Genomic DNA, 18,371 nt, shown 5'->3' with positions numbered 1-18,371 from the left:
TCCTACCGCGTCCGCCATGCCCTCATGCAGGAGGGCTAGCCGCTCAGAAAGCGTGCGCACTTCCGATGCTCAGGCTGCTCAATTTCCGATGCTCTTTTTGCTCAAATCCTCTTGACGAAACACAAATGCGTCGACATCGTTTCGCGCAATTCGCGAAGCGCCGCGCCGCTTGCAGGATATGCGCGTTCCTCGACTTCAAACGAAACCGACCCACAGCGCGATCGGAAACGAGAGTCTCCTGCGCAACGGCCGTTGCGAGAATCGCTTTTGGTCGCGATCCCTTCCGCATCGGAATCTCTGCAGCTTCCCACATCGAGCCCGCAACCCGAAGTCAGTGTGCCCACGCTTGCGAAACCGGGGGTTTCGCTGCGCGCATTCGCGCCCCGCCCGCGCACTCGCCCACAAACCCCCTCGCGAATTTCGCCGCAGCAACGCCCGCGCGGCGGCCAAAAACCAACGCATTCGCACTCGCGAGGCCGCCGATTCTATCGGCGCCGTGCATGCCGCCCGTACATTCGCCGGCCGCGAACAGGCCCGGCACGCCGCACGAGCCATGCTCGTCAATCGCGATGCCGCCATTCGACGCGTGCGCGTACGGCGCAATACGCGCAGGGGCGCTCGCCGAAACGCCGCATTCCCGCTCGAGCCATTCGGAAAACGTGCGCACGAATTCCGGCGAGCCATCACCCACGTCGCACGCGATTTCCATGCCCTCATCGCCGCACGCCTCCATGGCGAAATCGAGCGGCGCACCGGCTCGCTCGCACGAAAACGGCCCATGCTCGCTGCGAGCCTCAAGAACATCACGCGCGATCGGCTCGCCCGACGCGTCCCAGGCACGCGCGAACCGAAACGCCTTCTCGTTGAACACGATGTTGCGCCGCGGCGACACGAGCCCCGGCATGATTTGCATGAATTCCAAATTCACCAAGCGAGCGCCGCAGCGCGCGGCAATCGCCTGAACCGTTGCGGAATTGCCCAAAGCAGAAAGGCTGCGCTTGTAAAGCCCGGCCACGCCGCCTCCCGCGAGCACGATTGCCCCACACGACACCGCGCGAAAGCGTTTGGCCGAACGGTCGAAGAACAGCGCGCCGCGCGCACATCCACCATCCATGGCAATGTCGAGCAGCTCGCACCCGTCGAAGCGAACAACTCCCCCTTCGCAAAGAGCCCGGCCGAAACCGCGCTCCATCGAATCGCGTTCAAGGCCACGCCACATACGCAGCGAATGGTCGAAGCAGGGAATGTATTGCGGCTCATCGGGATTCGCGGGTCGCTTCAAAGAAACGCCCATCGCTTCAAGCGCGGCGATAGCCTCGGGAATACCCCGCACGAACGAGTCGACGAGCGCCGCATTGGCAGCGCCGCGGCCGACGTGCAGAATCGTCTCGACCATATCGTCGATATCGGCCGCGTCGCGAGGCCCGATAAGCCCCAATCCCCACGTACCTGGATAGAAGCTCGAGCCGGAAAAGACGCCCGACGCACTCGCGAGGCACACCGAAGCGCCAGCGCGCGCCGCCTCGATCGCCGCGCAGCATCCGGCAATGCCGCCGCCAACGACGACCACGTCAAACGATGATTCCGATTCGATATGCACGATTCCCTCCTGAGCCGCACGCGCGATCAACTTTTTGCCAAAGGGGATAATAGCGTTTCCGACAAACGAACTCGCCCGCGCGACACATTCGGCGACACCTCAACAAATACATCGCTCGCGACGCTTAAAGCTCGCGAAAGCATACGAAACTCCCGACGAATGAAGCTCGGACGAAACAAAAACCGTGCACTGCTCGCGGAATTTCCGACAAACGCAAATCGGCTCGACGGCGAACCGGCCATCAACGGAAAACGACACTTTAGCGCATTAGAGTGTTGACGTGTGCGATTTCGCCGCTATATACTAAACGCATTCCGCGACCAATCGGGAATCGTGCGCGACGAAATGAACGCCCACGGCACACCGAACGAAGGTCGCGCACGTCGCCCGCTTCCCCGGGCCGAGTTTTAGAAGGAGCACGCGTGAGCAACGCCGCCGCACATACCCGCGCAGCCGCCGCCGGCTTCTTCTGCCATGCCCACACAGGCCGCTACCCCGAGTACCTCTATTCCTATCGATACCTCTAGCGCACGAGGGCCGCTCGTCGCGTCGCATGCCAGCGTCGCGTACAGCCACAGCCGTCGTGTGCGCCTCCATGTCCGCGTAATTTCGCGCATTTGGGCATGGTCCGGTTTCTCAACAAGAGGCGAATAGGGCAAACGGGTGCCCCGTCGAGAAATCGGTTCGCGCCCAAACGCGCAAGACCGATTGGAAATTCCAATGATCGCAAAAATCACCATGGTGCTCGCCTTCGCGGCAATCGCCATCATCATCGGCATCCTGTGCCAAAAACACGCCGGCAGCGTGACCGGCTTCATTCTGGGCGGCCGCAACGTAGGCCCCTGGCTTTCCGCGTTTGCATTCGGCACGTCGTACTTCTCGGCCGTCATCTTCGTCGGCTACGCCGGTCAATTCGGATGGAAATACGGCCTGTCGGCCACGTGGGTAGGCATCGGCAACGCCATTTTGGGCAGCCTGCTCGCCTGGTGGGTGCTCGGCCCCCGCACGCGCGAAATGACGCAACGCCTGGGTGCTGCCACCATGCCCGAATTCTTCGGCAAGCGCTACCGCAGCCGCGCGCTGCGCATCGCCGCCGCCGCCATCATCTTCGTGTTCCTCATTCCCTACACCGCGAGCGTCTACAACGGCCTGTCGCGCCTGTTCGGCATGGCGTTCGGTCTGCCATACGAGGCATGCGTCATCGGCATGGCACTTATCACCTGCATTTACGTGGTGCTCGGCGGCTACATGGCCACCGTGGTGAACGACTTCCTGCAGGGCATCGTGATGCTGTTCGGCATCACCGCCGTAATTTGCGCCGTGCTCGCCGGCAATGGCGGCTTCTCGCAGGCGGTCATCGGCCTGTCGCACGTGCAAGCCGAAACGAACCCCGATTTGCAAGGCGCGTTCGTGAGCATGTTCGGACCCGATTTGCTCAACCTGCTCGGCGTTGTGGTGCTCACGAGCCTCGGTACGTGGGGCCTTCCGCAAATGGTGCAGAAGTTCTACGCCATCAAAAGCGGCCCCGCCATTAAACAGGGCGCCATCATCTCAACGATTTTCGCTATGGTCGTCGCCGGCGGCAGCTATTTCCTCGGCGGCTTCGGACGCCTGTACTCAGGCCAGATCGAGATGTCGGCCGCAGGCACGCCCATCTACGATTCCATCATTCCCACCATGCTTTCCACCCTGCCCGATTTGCTTGTCGGTCTCGTAATCGTGCTCGTGCTTTCAGCCTCGATGTCGACCTTGAGCTCGCTTGTACTCACCTCGTCGAGCACGCTCACGCTCGACCTGTTGAAAGACAACGTCGTGAAGAACATGGATGAGAAGCGTCAGCTCACATGGATGCGCGGCCTGCTCGTGGCGTTCGTGGCCATTTCCGCGATCATCGCGCTCGTGCAGTACAACTCGTCGATCACGTTCATCGCGCAGCTCATGTCCATCAGCTGGGGCGCGCTTGCCGGCACCTTCCTCGGTCCCTTCCTGTGGGGCCTGTACTCCAAGCGCATCTCGAAGGCCGCCGTGTGGACGAGCTTCATCGTGGGCGTAAGCCTGACCAGCGGAAACATGATTGCAGGCTTCTTCGGCCACGCACTTATCGCAAGCCCCATCAATTGCGGCGCGCTCGCAATGCTGCTCTCGCTCGCGATTGTGCCGCTCGTGAGCCTGGCTACCAAGCCGGTTGATTTCGACATGGACATCGCGCTGCCGAGCCGAAAGAGCGCGACCGACCGCGAAATCGAGGCCGAGGCGCGCGCGGAGGGCCTGGAGGAAATCGAGCCGCTTGCGTAAAAGGCGCGCGGAAACTCCCATTCAACGAACGATGGATTCGAGATGCTTGCAACACGCACGAAACAGAGAGGCGTCGACGAAGCCATACAATGGCTCGCAGAGTTTCCCGAACGCAAGGCATTCCATGAGCGAACCAACCACCTGCATACCAGCCGTCAACGCTTCACCCGCAAGCGCACCGCCTTCCGGCGCACGCACCATATGGAACCACTGTGCAGCGAACTGCGGCGGGCGGTGCGCCCTGCGCTTCGATATCGAAGCAGACCGAGTCACACGCGTGGGTTCGTGCGCGGCCGAAACGCCCGACGGCACGCCCCTGCCCCAAGCCTGCGTACGCGGACGCCGCATGCTCGCCTGGGCCGAAAGCCCGCTGCGCCTGAAATGGCCGCTCAAACGCACGGGGCCGCGAGGATCGGGGCTCTACGAGCGCATCACGTGGGACGAGGCAATCGATATCGCATCGAGCAAGCTGCGCGATGCCATCGACCGCTTCGGCAACGACGCCGTCTTCATCGCCTACGGCACAAACGCTAACTGCACCACCGCGCGGCCCTTCAACAGGCTCATGAACTGTTTGGGCGGCTACCTATCACGCTACAACGACTACTCATGCGCGCAGGCCACCTGGGCCGCGAAATACTGCTTTGGAATGAAGCCCGACGACGGCAGCTCCTTTGAACAGGCGTTTTCGGCCGACCTCGTAATCGCCTTTGGCGCGAACCCCACTGTCGCCAACGACGGCGGCGCAAACATCGGCGCACAATGGCGGCGCCTGGCAAAGCAGGAGGGCACGCGCATCATCGTCATCGACCCGCGCAAGACCGAATCGATCATGAACAACGTCGAATGGTTGCCCATCACGCCCGGCACCGATGCGGCGCTTGTGGCGGCAATTGCGTGGGAACTTATCCAGAAGAATGCCGTTGACCTGGACTTTCTGCATGCATACTGCGTCGGCTTCGACGAAGCGACCATGCCGGAAGCTTTCCGCGGCAAGCACATGTCGTATCACGACTACGTGACGGGCGAAGGCTATGACCGCATCGCGAAAACGCCCGAATGGGCCGAAGGCATTTGTGGCATCGCGGCAAGCGATATTCGTTCGCTTGCGCACAGCATCGCGGACGCCCGACGCCTCCACGTGCTGTCGGGTTGGGGTCCGCAGCGGCGCAGCAACGGCGAATGGAGCGCTTGGGCGGCCATGGCGTTGCCGTGCCTCGTCGGCCACGTCGGTCTCGAAGGTACGTCGAACGGCCTGTATCCTTGGCATCACCGCGTACTTTCGAGCTCGCTTCCCGCAGGCCGCAACCCCGTGGCGGCGAGCATCCCCGTATTCGAGACCATTCACGCCATTGAGCATGGCGAGGAAATGACCTCCGAAAACAGCGGCGTTCGCGGCGCGCGTCGCCTTGAGCACGGAATCAAATACCTCATCAACTACGCGGGCAACAGCCTCACCAACCAGCATTCAGACGTGCGCCATTCCCACGAAGTACTCGCCGACGAGAGCAAATGTGAGTTCATTTTGGGCATCGACACCGTGATGTGCGATTCGCTGAAATACGCCGACGTCATATTCCCCGACCTACTGCGCATCGAGCAGCAATCGCAAACCTCGGGCGGCGCCGATTGGGGTCATATTGTCACGGGCCAGCCTGTGCCCACGCACCGCGATGAGCAGAAAAGCGCCTACGAGATGGCGCGCCTCATGGCCGCGAGCCTCGGCGTCGAGCAAGAATTCACGCTGGGCCGCACCGAAGGCGACTGGATTCGCGCGCTCTACGACGAAACGCGCGAGCAGCAGCCCGAACTTGGCCTTCCCGAATTCGAAGAGGCGCAGCGTGTCGGCATCGTGAGCGTATGGCGCGGACCGCATGTCGCACTTAAGGCGTTCCGCGAATCGCCCGATGAGCATCCGCTTGCGACCGCATCGGGCAAAATCGAGCTTTTCAGCGAAGCAATACTGCGCGACACGGCTGGCTGGGAACTGCGCGAAGGCGACACGCTCGCATGTCTTTCGACCCTCGCGCCCATTCCCGCTTATATTCCCGAATGGGCAGACGCGGGCATCCCCAATGCCGAAATGCCACTGCGACTCACAGGCTTTCACGACCGCGCGCGCATCCATTCGAGCTGGGGATTCGACGAGAAGCTGAAATCGATGTTTCCGCAGGTGGTATGGATGAATGCGAACGACGCAGCCAAATGCGGCATCGCTGATGGGAACAGGGTGCTCGTGAGAAATCATCAGGGCGAGGTGTGTCTGCCGGCGAAGCTCACAAGCGATATCGTCGAGGGGACCGTAGCGATTTCACAAGGCGCCTGGTACGACGCGCAACACATTGGCGGGCGCGAGGTCGACTTCGGAGGCTGCATCAACACGCTTACCGTGTATCGCCCCTCGCCGCTCGCCAAAGGCAACCCGCAGCACACCAACATCTGCCGCATAACGAAGCTCAAAGCGAAGTAGCCGCGCAACCAGAAACACGCCGAGGGATCGACGTCGTTGACGACAAAGGCCACGCTAGAAACGCTGAAATCCAGTGGTCTGAAGCGACAGCGTCAAAAGCAAAATTCAAGATTGTGGAGCGGCTGTCCCGAAAGTAAAGCGCATAGGGAAACGCCGCTTCTCGAACTCGCGCACGATAGCGCACGACAAGGCCCCCTCCGTCGAGAAGAACCGCATGAATTGGCCAACGCCCGCCCCCGGACGGGAGCTGTCTAAAGAAACAACTCGGCTTCCTTGCGAACGTTGCATTCCTTCGCAATGGCGGCCGATGCGATTTTCGCCATAAGGCCATTGACCTTGCGCGCATGGGCGGGACAATCGCACATGCAACGCATGCAGCTTATGCAGGTCTGCGAATCGGCCGTAAAATCGTAGGTGGAAATCGCTCGCACGGGACACGCCTTCGCCAAACCAGCACACGCAATCGTTCGTGGGAATGGCCATTTCCACGATGGGGCCGAATGCGCCATAGCGGCGACCAAGGCCTTCCATAATCAGGCGCTTCCTTCCAAGCAAATGGCGTAATTTGGAAACAAAAAGGGAGGGGGCATGCGCACCCCTCCCGAAGAGGGGACGGCCGCCCGAAGGCAGCCGCCTAGGTTGTGAGGAAATACCGCCGGCGAATTACTTCTCGTCGTATTGAGGAATCTCGGTATCGTCAACCTCGTCGAGGTTGCCGTCATAAACGTAGTGCTTGGTTTCACGGGCAATGATGGCGGAAAGGCCGAGCACCGCGATGCAGTTCGGAATCGCCATAAGGGCATTCATCACATCGGCGAAGTTCCACACCACCGAGCTCAGGTTCGAAACCGCAGCGCTGCCGGTCGCGTCGCCGACCATCATGCAGCCCCAGAAGACGAACAGCAGAAACACGATGTAATACGGAAGCACGGCCTTCTTGCCAAGCAGGTAGCTGATGGCGCGGTTGCCATACTGGCTCCAACCGAGAATGGTGGAGTAGGTGAAGGTAATCAGACCAACGAGCAACACCAACGGGCCGAACACGGGAATCTTCTCGAAGGCCGCGGTGGCGAGGCCGGCGCCCGAGGAAATAGTGCCGTTCGCGATGGCGGTGGAAAGTTCGGGGTTGGCGAGCAGCGTGGTCATGAGCATGAGACCCGTGAGCAGGCAGACAACGACGGTGTCCCAGAACGTACCGGTCATGGAAACGAGCGCCTGACGAGCGGGGTTCTTCGTGGTGGCGGAAGACGCAACCAACGGAGCCGAGCCCATGCCCGATTCGTTGGAGAAAATACCGCGCTTGAAGCCGAACTGCAAAGCCAAGGTGACCGTGGAACCAACCGCGCCGCCAGCGGCGCCGGCCGGGGTGAAGGCGCCAACGATAATCTGACGAATCGCCTCACCAAGGAACTGGCCGTTTATGCCAATGATAATGATGCAGCACGCCACGTAGAAAATGGCCATGACAGGAACGAGTTTCTCGCACACACGAGAAATAGACTTGATGCCGCCCAGAATGACGATAGCCACAAGCGCCACGACCACGATGCCAACGAGCCACTGCGGAATGGCCGCGCCGTCGATGAGCGACGTGTTGTACAGCGCGTCGGCAAGCGAGTTCGACTGGGTCGAAGCGCCAATGCCGAATGCGGCCAGCGACGCGAACAGCGCGAACAGCACAGCCAGCACGCGACCGAGCTTCTTGTTCTTGAAGCCGCGCTCGAGCGCGTACATCGCGCCGCCGAGCATCTTACCCGAGTGGTCCTTCACGCGATATTTCACGCCAATGAACACCTCGGAATACTTGGTGGCGATGCCCAAAATACCAGTAATCCACATCCAGAAAATGGCGCCCGGGCCGCCGAACAGAAGGCCCGTGCCCACGCCGACGATGTTGCCCGTACCGATGGTGGCAGCGAGCGCCGTGGTGAGCGCGCCGAACTGGGTGATGTCGCCATCGGCGTCGGACGGGTCATCTTTGGTGACCGACAGCTTAATGCCAGTGCCAAGCTTGCGCTGGATGAAGCCGGTGCGAATCGTCATGAAGATGTGCGTGCCCAGCAGCAGCAAAATCATGATGGGACCCCACACAAAGCCGTCGACAGCGTCGATGACGTCAAGCGGGCTCGTGGCGGCGGCCAAGCCTTCGCCCAAACTCGTAAATGGCGTTATGAAAAACGATGTGAGGAAGTCTTCCATAGCATTGCCTTTCCCTCGGGAAAGCGCGTGCATTAGAGAGCCGTGAAAGAAATCTCTCCAATGCGCACGCTTTCTTTTTCTTTCGACAAGAAGAAATGCTACAGAAGCTTCTTTTCAGATACGTTTCACGTCGCGTAAAAACGCCTATCAAGAAGCCAAAGGACGATACATGCCCGCGAACGGATGCAGTATCAACGAAACGAACTGCTTCCCATTTCCTCACAATCGAAGAAATGGGAAGCAGCCCAGTATAAGCCCATCCACGTTTCGGAAGGTTCGGTGCCACAGGCAAGCGCTAGCGCGCTGTTCAAAATCCACCAGCGGAAGCGTCCCGCTTGATGAATTTTCTACGCGAACAGCCACAACAGGTCGTTTTCGCTGGGGTCGGCCCACTCAGACTCGTCGATGCGCCACGTGCCGCCGACTTTCTCCAAGTCGACCGTCAAAAACAGCTCATAACCCATTTCGGCATTCTCGCATGCGTTCGAAAGAGCCTCTTGCGCGTCGACTCCATCCGCGATGGCGTAGCACACTTCCCTCGCGACATCGTAACTGCGATAGGAATTCGCGTAGTAGTACACCGTCGCCTCGTCGGCTTCGTCGTCGACATACACCCAGTCGACCTCATACACGAGCGAGCGCATGGCCCAATCGGCGTACGCGTCGGCATCAAGGCCCAGGGAAGCGGCCGATTCACCTGTATAGTCTAAAACGCAATCGGCGAAATCGTTGGCGATAGCTGCATGAAGAACCTCGTCATCGCCCGACGCCACACTGCCAAGGCGGCTGGTCACCACGTCGAATATCGCCTTCTCATCATCGGTTTCCGGAGCGTACACCTCGTGGTCGGAGCCGATGACTTCGGTATCGTCGACGTCGCCATACGAAGGGGCCTGTTCGTCGAGAAAAGAATCGAACGCGACAATGGCACCCAAAATAACCGTGAAGGCGACGAACGCCGCCACGATAACGCCTACGACAACCGCGAGCGACTTGCCCTTGGGCCTCGAAGCGGCTTTGCTCTGGGCCGCCCTCTTGCCCACGCCTTCGAAATTCGGGGGCGGTGGCGGAGTCGGTACAGAAGATGGGGCCGCATTGCCGGCGGGCGTGCTAAAAGGCGAATCTTGGAAAGAGGAAGGATTGGGCCACACGGACTGATCGGAACGAGAAGAATCGCTAGGCTGAACGGGCTGGGTGGGATGGACGGAGCGATTCGTTTGTTCAGAGGCCGCCTTCGACTCCACGACCGGCGCAGGAGCGCCGTCTTCTACCGGCTCGCCGAACGGATCTTGCGCGCGATTCTTGTACGCCTTCGTCGATGAGGAAATATCCCACGGCATCGTAGGGTCGCCCGCGTTGAACGGGCTCTCGTTCGCACGCTTATCGTTTTTCTTATCGCCCCAGGCCATGCGCGCCTTCCCTTCCGTCGCGTTGTACGGCATTCCGAACGCTTGCGCAATCGGAACAGCTACAAAAAGTATACGACACTAAAGAGCAATCCCACGGCGCATGGGATACATTAAACGGGACAATTGCGGCATCGCGCAACGAAGCCGCGAACGAGAGCCGCCGCCTCACAAGCACACCCAGTGCCGGCGAGCGGCGAGCGTACGGTCAAAGCGCTATTGCCCCCCTACATCGTGGCGCTTGAAACCGAGGCGCTCATCGCGCTCGCCATTACGCTCCACCTCGCGAAGCGCTAGGAGCTCGACAAAGCGTACAACGGGCGGAAGGGCGAATACCAAACGCGCGCATGAATCGAGCACCAGCCAAAAGCAACCTTCGCATGGCACCAGCCAAAAGGCTTTCTGCGGAACTTGTTGACATATCAACAAGTTTATGGTCAACTTCCACATGTTGATTTGTCAACATTAATCATCTGGAAAGGCACCATGGAAGACCGATTCGAGACGTTCACCATTCTCATAAGCCGAATCAATCGCAGCATTCGCAAAATCAAAAACCAGGAAATGGCCGATTGGGGGCTGAAAAGCATCCATGTGTCATGCCTGCACTACTTGCGCTCGCAAGGAAGCCTTACCGCGGCCGAGCTGTGCGAGCGCTGCGAAGAAGACAAGGCAGCCGTGTCGCGCGCGATCGACCATCTGAAGTCGGAAGGCTTCATCGAAGCCTCGACCAATGGCGCCAAGCCCTACAAGTGCCCGCTCGTGCTCACCAAGAAAGGCGAGCAGGCCGGCGACGCGATTGCCCAGAAAATCGCGACGGTGCTTCGGGGAATCGACGACAGCCTCACCGATGAGCAGCGCGCGGCGTTCTACCAAAGCCTCGCCACCGTGAGCAATCGCTTGGGCGCCATCGCGCGCACCGCTCAGCCAACCACCGCCCCCAAGAAAGAGTAATTGCCATGTTCTTCCTTAAAAAAGCCTACTGCCGCGTCTTTCAAATCGGCTTCCGCGCCGTGCTCCCGGTGCTCCCCTACCGCGAGCCCGAAATCATTCGCTCGTGCGCCGATTTGGGTCCCGTTCTTGAGAAGGAGCACGCGCGCACCGTGCTCGTCGTGACCGACCGCGGCATCGTGGAAAACGGCCTTACCGCGCCGCTCGAGGCGGCGCTGCACGACGCGGGCGTGAATTACGCCGTATACGACAAAACCCAGCCAAACCCCACCGTTGACCAGGTCGAAGAAGCTCTTGAGCTCTACCACCGGCGCCAATGCACCGCAATTATCGCGATTGGCGGCGGCTCGTCGATGGACTGCGCCAAAGCCGTAGGCGCGCGCGTCGCATACCCGAACAAGCCGCTCTCGCGCATGAAGGGCGTCCTGCGCGTGCTCAAGGCAACGCCCCCGATTATCACCATTCCCACCACCGCAGGCACGGGCAGCGAAGTCACCTTGGCCGCCGTGATTACCGACGGCAACGAGCACCACAAATACGCGATCATGAGCTTCCCGCTTATTCCCCACTACGCCGTGCTCGACGCGCGCCTCACCTACACGCTGCCGCCACACCTTACCTCCACCACGGGCATGGACGCGCTCACGCATGCCGTGGAAGCCTATATCGGCAGGTCAACCACCAAGCAGACGCGCGAACTCGCGCTCGACGCGACCAAGCTGATATTCGGGAACATCCAGCGCGCCTATAAGCATGGCGACGACCACGAAGCGCGCGAGAACATGCTGCACGCCGCGTACAAAGCGGGCATCGCGTTTTCCATGTCGTACGTAGGCTACGTGCACGCCATCGCCCACTCGCTCGGCGGCCAATACGGCGTGCCCCACGGCCTGGCCAACGCCGTGATTCTGCCCTATGTGCTCGAAGCGTACGGCGAGGCGGCGCACAAAAAGCTTCACCAGCTCGGCGTGGCCGCGGGCGTAAGCGCCGCGACCGATTCCGATGCCGAAGGCGCAACGAAGTTCATCGCAGCGATCAAAGAACTCAACGCGAGCATGAACATCCCTGAGAAAATCAGCGGCATCAAGCGCGACGACATCGCACACCTGGTCCATACGGCTGAGCGCGAGGCGAACCCGCTCTATCCCGTGCCCAAGCTCATGACTGAGCACGAACTGGCCACCCTCTATGAAGAAATCGCAGATTGGAACGAATAATGACCGGCGAAGAAATCCAAGCACTCCTCGACGCGCAGCGCGCCTTCTTCAACAGCGGAGCCACGCTTTCCGTTGATTTCCGCATCAAGAGCTTGCGCAAGCTCTACGACGCCGTGAAGGCGCACGAGGGCGACATTCACGCGGCGCTCACGACCGATTTGGGCAAGAGCGCCTACGAGGGGTTCATGTGCGAAAGCGGCCTGGCGCTCACTGAAATTTCCTACATGATCAAGCATGTGCGCAAGCTTGCTCGACGCACAACCGTGCGCACACCGCTCGCCCAGTTCGCCTCGCACAGCTTCACGCAGGCGGTGCCCTACGGCAACACGCTTGTCATGAGTCCGTGGAACTACCCGTTCCTGCTGACCATCGACCCGCTCGCCGACGCCATCGCCGCAGGCAATACCGTTATTTTGAAACCGAGCGCCTATTCGCCGGCGACAAGCGCGATTATCGAGCACATTGTCGCGGAATGCTTCGCACCCGAACACGTGGCAGTTGTCACGGGCGGCCGTGCGGAAAACACCGCGCTGCTCGAGCAGAAATTCGACTTCATCTTCTTCACGGGAAGCCAGAACGTGGGCAAGGAAGTGCTGCGCCACGTCGCCGAATTCCTCACGCCTGCCGTGCTTGAGCTGGGCGGAAAGAGCCCGTGCATCGTGGACGCAAGCGCGAACATCGAGCTAGCCGCCAAGCGCATCGCGTTTGGCAAGTTTTTGAACTGCGGCCAGACGTGCGTGGCGCCCGATTACGTGCTCGTCGAGCGCAGCGTGCACGATAAGCTCGTCGCCGAGCTGGCAAAGCAGGTTGAACGCCAATTCGGCGCAACGCCGCTCGAGAACGCCGACTACGGCAAAATCGTGAACCAGAAGCACTTCGAGCGCCTGTGCGGGCTTATTGACGAGAGCAAAGTGGTACACGGCGGCGCGCGCGACGCCCAAAGCTGCCGCATCGCGCCCACGATTATGGACGGCGTTGTGGCGAGCGACGCGGTTATGGGAGAAGAAATTTTCGGGCCGATTCTGCCCGTTCTTACGTTTGAGACGTTTGACCAGGTAGCGCAAGGCCTCAAAGGCAAAGCGAAGCCGCTTGCCGCGTATTTGTTCTCGAGCGACAAGGGGCACATCGACCGCTTCACGCACGAGCTGCAATTCGGCGGCGGCTGCATCAACGACGTCGTCATCCACCTGGCAACGAGCGAGATGGCGTTCGGCGGCGTGGGCGAAAGTGGCATGGGCGGCTACCACGGCAAGCGCGGGTTCGAGGCGTTTTCGCACGTCAAATCGATTGTCGACAAGAAAACGTGGCTCGATTTGCCCATGCGCTACCAGCCTTATTCGAACGCGCTCTACGAAAAGCTGCTGCACGTGTTCCTGAGATAGCGTCGCGCACCCAAACACTGCGGGCCTCACGCATCTTCCGCACGAGGCCCGCTTATGCTTTCTGGGATTTTCTTTACCTATGCCGCGTTCTTGCGCGGCGGCTGGCTATTCGTCGCCTTCGACTTCCTCTTCTTCAACGTCGATGAATTCCAAATCGGCGTGCAGGTTAAGCCAATCGAGGGCGTCTTCGATAACGGCGTCCTTGTCGTATTCGTTGAAAATCTCGTGATAGAGACCGGCGTAAATGCGCAGGCTCTTATCCCACGAGGCAATTTGCTCGTAGAGCTCAAGGCTGTCTTTCGGGGCCACCAGGCCATCGTCACCGCCGTGCAGAATGAGCACGGGGTCAACGAAGCGGCTCGCGTTCTCGCGCATCCACGCATGGCCCTTATGCAGTGCCCGGAACAGGCCAAACGACATTTCTTTAATGACATAGGGGTCGGCCATGTACGCCTCGCCCACCGACGGGTCGGAGCATACGCCGTCGCCCAGCTCATTAGGCATGTAGGCCAAATCGGGGGCATCGGCCTCAACCGCGCCTGTGCCCAGGCCCTTATTGTCGCGGGTCCATGCGCCCGAGAGCACGTAGCCGTCGACCTTTCCGGGATGCAGGTGCCCATACAGCGCCGCGCCGTAACCGCCCATGGAATGGCCCACGATGAACAGCGGAGCCTCAGGGTTTTCGGCAATCGCGCGGTCGACCACAACGTCGATATCTTTCGCGATTTCATCGAAAGCGGAATAAAAGACCTTGGTGCCCTTCGAACGGCCATGGCCGCGATGGTCGAAGCGATACACCGAATAGCCCTGCGCGTTCAGGCGCATAGTGAGATAGTCGTAACGACCTTGATGCTCGCACAAGCCGTGCACGATAACCACCACGCCACGCGGATCGGCCACCGAATCGGTTTTACCGTAGAGTTCCGTGCCATCAAACGACTCGAACATGTATTCCTGCACCATGGGATTCCTTTCTCCCGTCGAATACCCGAAACCTGTTAAATGCTCGTAGCGTTTAACAGGTTTCGCGAAAACGCGCAACGCGCCTGCTTGAATTATACGGCGCGCCGCGATGCGACCCGGCAGAAAACGGCAGGTGAAATAAGTTCTTTTGCATTCATTCGAGGCGTCAAAAGCCTGGTTTGCCGCAGCTGGCGCAGCATAGACGCCAAGGGAAGCTCGCCCCTTCGCCGCAATGCGCCAAAACCTGTTAAACGCTACGAGCATTTAACAGGTTACGACTCATAGATGATGGAGCCCAAACGTGACGCGTCAAAACCCAGGGCCTCGAGCTCGCGACGCACGCGAGGGTCATCGCCCAGGCGCTTGGCTGCGCGCACGAGCGAACGCGTGCGCTCGCTTTTCTTCACCACGATATCGATCCACTCGTTTTGCATGGGAAGGAAATCGATGCCTAAGGTCGCCTGCGCAAGGTTCGAAGTGCCCACGCCCGCTTCGGCCGCGCCCTTTGCCACGAACGCCGCCACCGCATCGGGAGAGGCGACTTCGCGATCGTAGCCGCGCACCGATTCGGGACGCGCTTCGAGCTCGCACAGCACTTCGTCGAGCAGCACGCGCATGGCCGAGCCGCGAGCGACGTTCACGAGCGACGCATCGCGCGTGAGCAGGCTCCCCCACGAATGCAGGTGCTTTGGATTGCCAGCTTGCACAATAAGGCCCACGCTTCGGCGGGCAACGCGCACCACCGACACCGGAACGCCCGGCACAAGGCGCTGCACATACGGAATGTTGTATGTGCCCGATTTGCGGTCGAACAGGTGCACAACGGCGGCATCGGCGCGGCCCAGATACAAATCGACAAGCGCGAGATAGCTTCCCAGATAAGCCCGAGAACAGGGAAAGCCCTTGCCAGAAATCGCATGGGCGATAATGTCGCCCGAAATGTCGCCACCCGAAATAACGAAGGGATCGGCGGCGGGAGCTATCTCGGGAATAGCCGCCGCATAAGGAGAGAAAAGGGTCGCGGCAGATGCGGGCGCAACGGGAATGGAGCCCGTCGAGGCTGGCGAGCCGCCCGTTTTCGACGCCTCGATGTAGCGCTCGACATCGGCGCGCGTGAAACGCAGCTTGCGACCCACGCGATACGACGCAAGCTCGCCCGATTTCGCAAGCGAGTACACGGTGTTGCGACCCACGCCGAGCAACGCCGATACGTCTTCGACCTGCAATGCCTCGTCTTCGCGCACGAAAGCCCCCTTTCCTCGTCAAAGCTGTTCTCGATTATAGATTATTCGAAACAAGAAATAATAAGGAAAAGAAAAGGCGGCCCGAAGACCGCCTTTCACGCAATATGAAATGGATGGTGGCGCGCTAATCGCGCCTTTCGTCACGCAATCTGATTCACAACCGCCGGCGGCCAGGCAAAGCGTTCGTTATGCAAGGCGGCTAAGAAGCAAGCGGGAGTGTCAATCGCGTCTTATGCCGCCCATATGTTTTGCAGCGCAGATTGCCCAAGGTGCGCTTACCTATTCCACGCCCACCATAACGTCGGTCGACTTGATGATGGCGACAGCCTTTTCGCCCTCGGCCAGGCCGAGCGACTCGATTGCCTCGTTGGTGATGGAGCCGATGACCTTGTTGCCGTCGGCGAGCTCGAGCGCAACATGGCCGTTCACAGCGCCTTCTTTAATGGAAGCGATGGTACCCACGAGCTGGTTGCGCGCGGAAATGTTCTTGATGGGCTCGCTGCCTGCGGCGAACATCACGTTGGAAGCCTTGATGATGGCGAATGCCTTTTTACCCTCGGCGAGTTCGAGGCCCTTGATGGATTCCATGGTGATGTCGGCCTTGATGGCATAACCCTCGAAGTCGATGGTCACAACGCCGTTCACGGAGCCTTCGACAACGCTGGAAATGGTACCTTCGAACTGGTTGCGTGCAGAAATCTTCATGCGGGCGCTCCTCTCTTGCTTGATGTATGCGCTTAAGGATCCGAGCCATACGGAGCAACCCGAGCTCGGCGCACGTCTTGACAGAACCGATAATCGCACATCCGCGAAGTTAAGAAAACACCGCGCTCGAATCGGCACATCGCCCAGCCCCGTTCGCCCCCATTCGTGCCAAACCGACTGAAGCTTCAATGCACGAAAAACGAACGACAACAGAACGAAACGAAGCGACACATAACTGGATTGACGATTCGATAGAACCGCGATTCCCCTGCCCTTGTCGCCTCCAGAATTCACAGGGCTTCAATAGCCATCATTACCATGGCTTTCTCGGCACTTCCCTTCCCTATATAGTTGCATTGCTATTCGCTATCTATTACGCAGATAACTAACTACCAGTTTTTACTGATTGACATCACCATATCACGCCCCTATTCTGTTCAACAGACCAAACGAGTAGGGAAATGGGAATTTCGAAAGGAGCCCCGCATGCGACACACGAAACGAATGCCGAACTCCCGGTAGATTCGCTTTCACACCTGCCGGGAGCTCCACCGACCAGCACATTTCCATTCGCGATGGGAACCAGCCCATCGAATTATCTAAGGAGACTTTCCAATGAGCCAGTTCATCAATAACCCCGAGCACACCTTCGGCTTCGACACCCTGCAGCTGCACGTCGGCCAGGAAAGCGCCGATCCCGCCAGCGACGCCCGCGCGGTGCCCATTTACCAAACCACGAGCTACGTGTTCCGCAATTCCCAGCACGCCGCCGACCGCTTCGGCCTGGCCGATGCCGGCAACATCTACGGCCGCTTGACGAACTCCACCCAGGGCGTGTTCGAGGACCGCATCGCCGCACTTGAAGGCGGCGTGGCTGGCCTTGCCGTGGCTTCTGGCGCCGCCGCCATTACCTACACGCTGCAGGCCCTCGCGCAGGCCGGCGACCACGTGGTTGCGCAGAAAACCATCTACGGCGGCTCGTACAACCTGCTCGAGCACACGCTTTCGCAGTTCGGCGTCGAAACCACCTTCGTCGACGCGCACAACCTCGCCGAGGTCGAAAGCGCCATCAAAGACAACACCACCGTCATTTACCTGGAAACGCTCGGCAACCCGAACTCCGACATTCCCAACGTCGACGCCATTTCCGAAATCGCCAAGAAGCACGGCCTGCCCGTCGTAGTCGACAACACCTTCGGCACGCCGTACCTCTTCCGCCCGCTTGAGCACGGCGCGAACATCGTGGTGCATTCCGCGACCAAGTTCATCGGCGGCCACGGCACCTCGCTTGGCGGCGTGATCGTCGACGGCGGCAACTTCGACTGGAAGGCAAGCGGCAAGTATGCCGAAATCGCCGAGCCCAACCCGAGCTACCATGGCGTAAGCTTCGCCGAAGCCGCAGGCCCGGCCGCATTCGCGACCTATGTGCGCGCCATTCTGTTGCGCGACGAAGGCGCCTGCATCTCCCCGTTCAACGCATGGATTCTGTTGCAAGGCACCGAAACGCTGTCGCTGCGCGTCGATCGCCATGTCGAGAACACGAAGAAGGTCGTCGAGTTCTTGGCCAACGACCCGCACGTGGCTTCCGTGAACCACCCCAGCCTGCCCAATCACCCCGACCACGAACTCTACGAACGCTACTTCCCCAACGGCGGCGCCTCCATCTTCACGTTCGAGATTAAGGGCGGCCAAGAAGCAGCTTGGAAATTCATCGACAGCCTGCAGATTTTCTCGCTGCTCGCCAACGTCGCCGACGTGAAGAGCCTGGCCATTCACCCGGCAACCACCACGCACTCCCAGCTGACCGAAGCCGAGCTTGCCGACCAGGGCATCACGCCTTCGACCATTCGCCTGTCCATCGGTACCGAGAACGCCGACGACATCATTTGGGATTTGCAGCAGGCCTTCGCCAAGCTCGACTAACTTCAGGCGAAGGGCA

13 protein-coding genes are annotated in these 18,371 nt (G+C 60.0%); 6 read left to right on the top strand and 7 right to left on the bottom strand.

Annotated features, from left to right (window positions below):
- Nucleotides 1-331 precede the first annotated feature (331 nt).
- The gene (locus tag DMP05_RS09020) at nt 332-1,600 is read right to left on the bottom strand and encodes an FAD-dependent oxidoreductase (protein WP_161957523.1); all 1,269 of its coding nucleotides are present in this window, start codon (nt 1,598-1,600) and stop codon (nt 332-334) included.
- Between the two features lie 720 nt (nt 1,601-2,320).
- On the opposite strand from DMP05_RS09020, the gene DMP05_RS09015 reads away from it, so the two are divergent.
- The gene (locus tag DMP05_RS09015; protein ID WP_123220134.1) at nt 2,321-3,895 is read left to right on the top strand and encodes a sodium:solute symporter family protein; all 1,575 of its coding nucleotides are present in this window, start codon (nt 2,321-2,323) and stop codon (nt 3,893-3,895) included.
- A 124-nt stretch (nt 3,896-4,019) separates the two neighbouring features.
- Nucleotides 4,020-6,365, top strand: a complete 2,346-nt coding sequence (locus DMP05_RS09010; protein WP_161957522.1) for a molybdopterin-dependent oxidoreductase — start codon at nt 4,020-4,022, stop codon at nt 6,363-6,365.
- Nucleotides 6,366-6,616: 251 nt separating this feature from the next.
- Here DMP05_RS09010 and DMP05_RS09005 read toward each other — a convergent pair whose 3' ends face one another.
- The 3 genes from DMP05_RS09005 to DMP05_RS08995 form a co-directional block, all read right to left on the bottom strand.
- On the bottom strand, nt 6,617-6,796 hold the full coding sequence (locus DMP05_RS09005; protein ID WP_148039724.1) for a hypothetical protein: 180 nt from the start codon (nt 6,794-6,796) through the stop codon (nt 6,617-6,619).
- Between the two features lie 232 nt (nt 6,797-7,028).
- Entirely contained in the window at nt 7,029-8,441 is a 1,413-nt protein-coding gene (locus DMP05_RS09000) for an alanine/glycine:cation symporter family protein (protein WP_244595119.1), read from the bottom strand.
- 470 nt (nt 8,442-8,911) lie between these two features.
- A complete protein-coding gene (locus tag DMP05_RS08995) occupies nt 8,912-9,973 on the bottom strand; it encodes a hypothetical protein (RefSeq protein ID WP_123220130.1) in 1,062 nt (353 codons plus the stop codon).
- A gap of 483 nt (nt 9,974-10,456) precedes the next feature.
- Here DMP05_RS08995 and DMP05_RS08990 point away from each other — a divergent pair, with 483 nt between their 5' ends.
- From DMP05_RS08990 to DMP05_RS08980, 3 genes are read left to right on the top strand one after another with little or no spacing between them, the layout of a single operon-like run.
- Nucleotides 10,457-10,924 (top strand): MarR family winged helix-turn-helix transcriptional regulator, encoded by a 468-nt coding sequence (locus DMP05_RS08990; protein WP_123220129.1) that lies wholly within the window; start codon nt 10,457-10,459, stop codon nt 10,922-10,924.
- A 5-nt stretch (nt 10,925-10,929) separates the two neighbouring features.
- Nucleotides 10,930-12,138 (top strand): iron-containing alcohol dehydrogenase, encoded by a 1,209-nt coding sequence (locus tag DMP05_RS08985; RefSeq protein WP_123220128.1) that lies wholly within the window; start codon nt 10,930-10,932, stop codon nt 12,136-12,138.
- Nucleotides 12,138-13,520, top strand: coding sequence for an aldehyde dehydrogenase (locus DMP05_RS08980; protein WP_123220127.1), 1,383 nt, complete (start codon nt 12,138-12,140; stop codon nt 13,518-13,520). Before DMP05_RS08985 ends, DMP05_RS08980 begins: the two co-directional genes overlap by 1 nt.
- A gap of 105 nt (nt 13,521-13,625) precedes the next feature.
- Here DMP05_RS08980 and DMP05_RS08975 read toward each other — a convergent pair whose 3' ends face one another.
- The 3 genes from DMP05_RS08975 to DMP05_RS08965 form a co-directional block, all read right to left on the bottom strand.
- Nucleotides 13,626-14,483, bottom strand: a complete 858-nt coding sequence (locus DMP05_RS08975) for an alpha/beta hydrolase (protein ID WP_123220126.1) — start codon at nt 14,481-14,483, stop codon at nt 13,626-13,628.
- Nucleotides 14,484-14,755: 272 nt separating this feature from the next.
- Nucleotides 14,756-15,727 carry a substrate-binding domain-containing protein gene (locus DMP05_RS08970; protein WP_123220125.1) on the bottom strand — a complete coding sequence of 324 codons (972 nt, stop codon included), beginning with the start codon at nt 15,725-15,727 and terminating at the stop codon, nt 14,756-14,758.
- Nucleotides 15,728-16,006: 279 nt separating this feature from the next.
- The gene (locus DMP05_RS08965) at nt 16,007-16,432 is read right to left on the bottom strand and encodes a TOBE domain-containing protein (RefSeq protein WP_123220124.1); all 426 of its coding nucleotides are present in this window, start codon (nt 16,430-16,432) and stop codon (nt 16,007-16,009) included.
- Nucleotides 16,433-17,047: 615 nt separating this feature from the next.
- On the opposite strand from DMP05_RS08965, the gene DMP05_RS08960 reads away from it, so the two are divergent.
- The gene (locus tag DMP05_RS08960) at nt 17,048-18,355 is read left to right on the top strand and encodes an O-acetylhomoserine aminocarboxypropyltransferase/cysteine synthase family protein (protein ID WP_123220123.1); all 1,308 of its coding nucleotides are present in this window, start codon (nt 17,048-17,050) and stop codon (nt 18,353-18,355) included.
- The last annotated feature ends 16 nt before the right edge of the window (nt 18,356-18,371 follow it).

This window comes from Slackia isoflavoniconvertens (assembly GCF_003725955.1).
GTDB classification, from domain to species: Bacteria; Actinomycetota; Coriobacteriia; order Coriobacteriales; family Eggerthellaceae; genus Slackia; species Slackia isoflavoniconvertens.
Note: the sequence above shows the minus strand (reverse complement) of the source record. Positions and strands in the feature narration are given on the sequence as shown.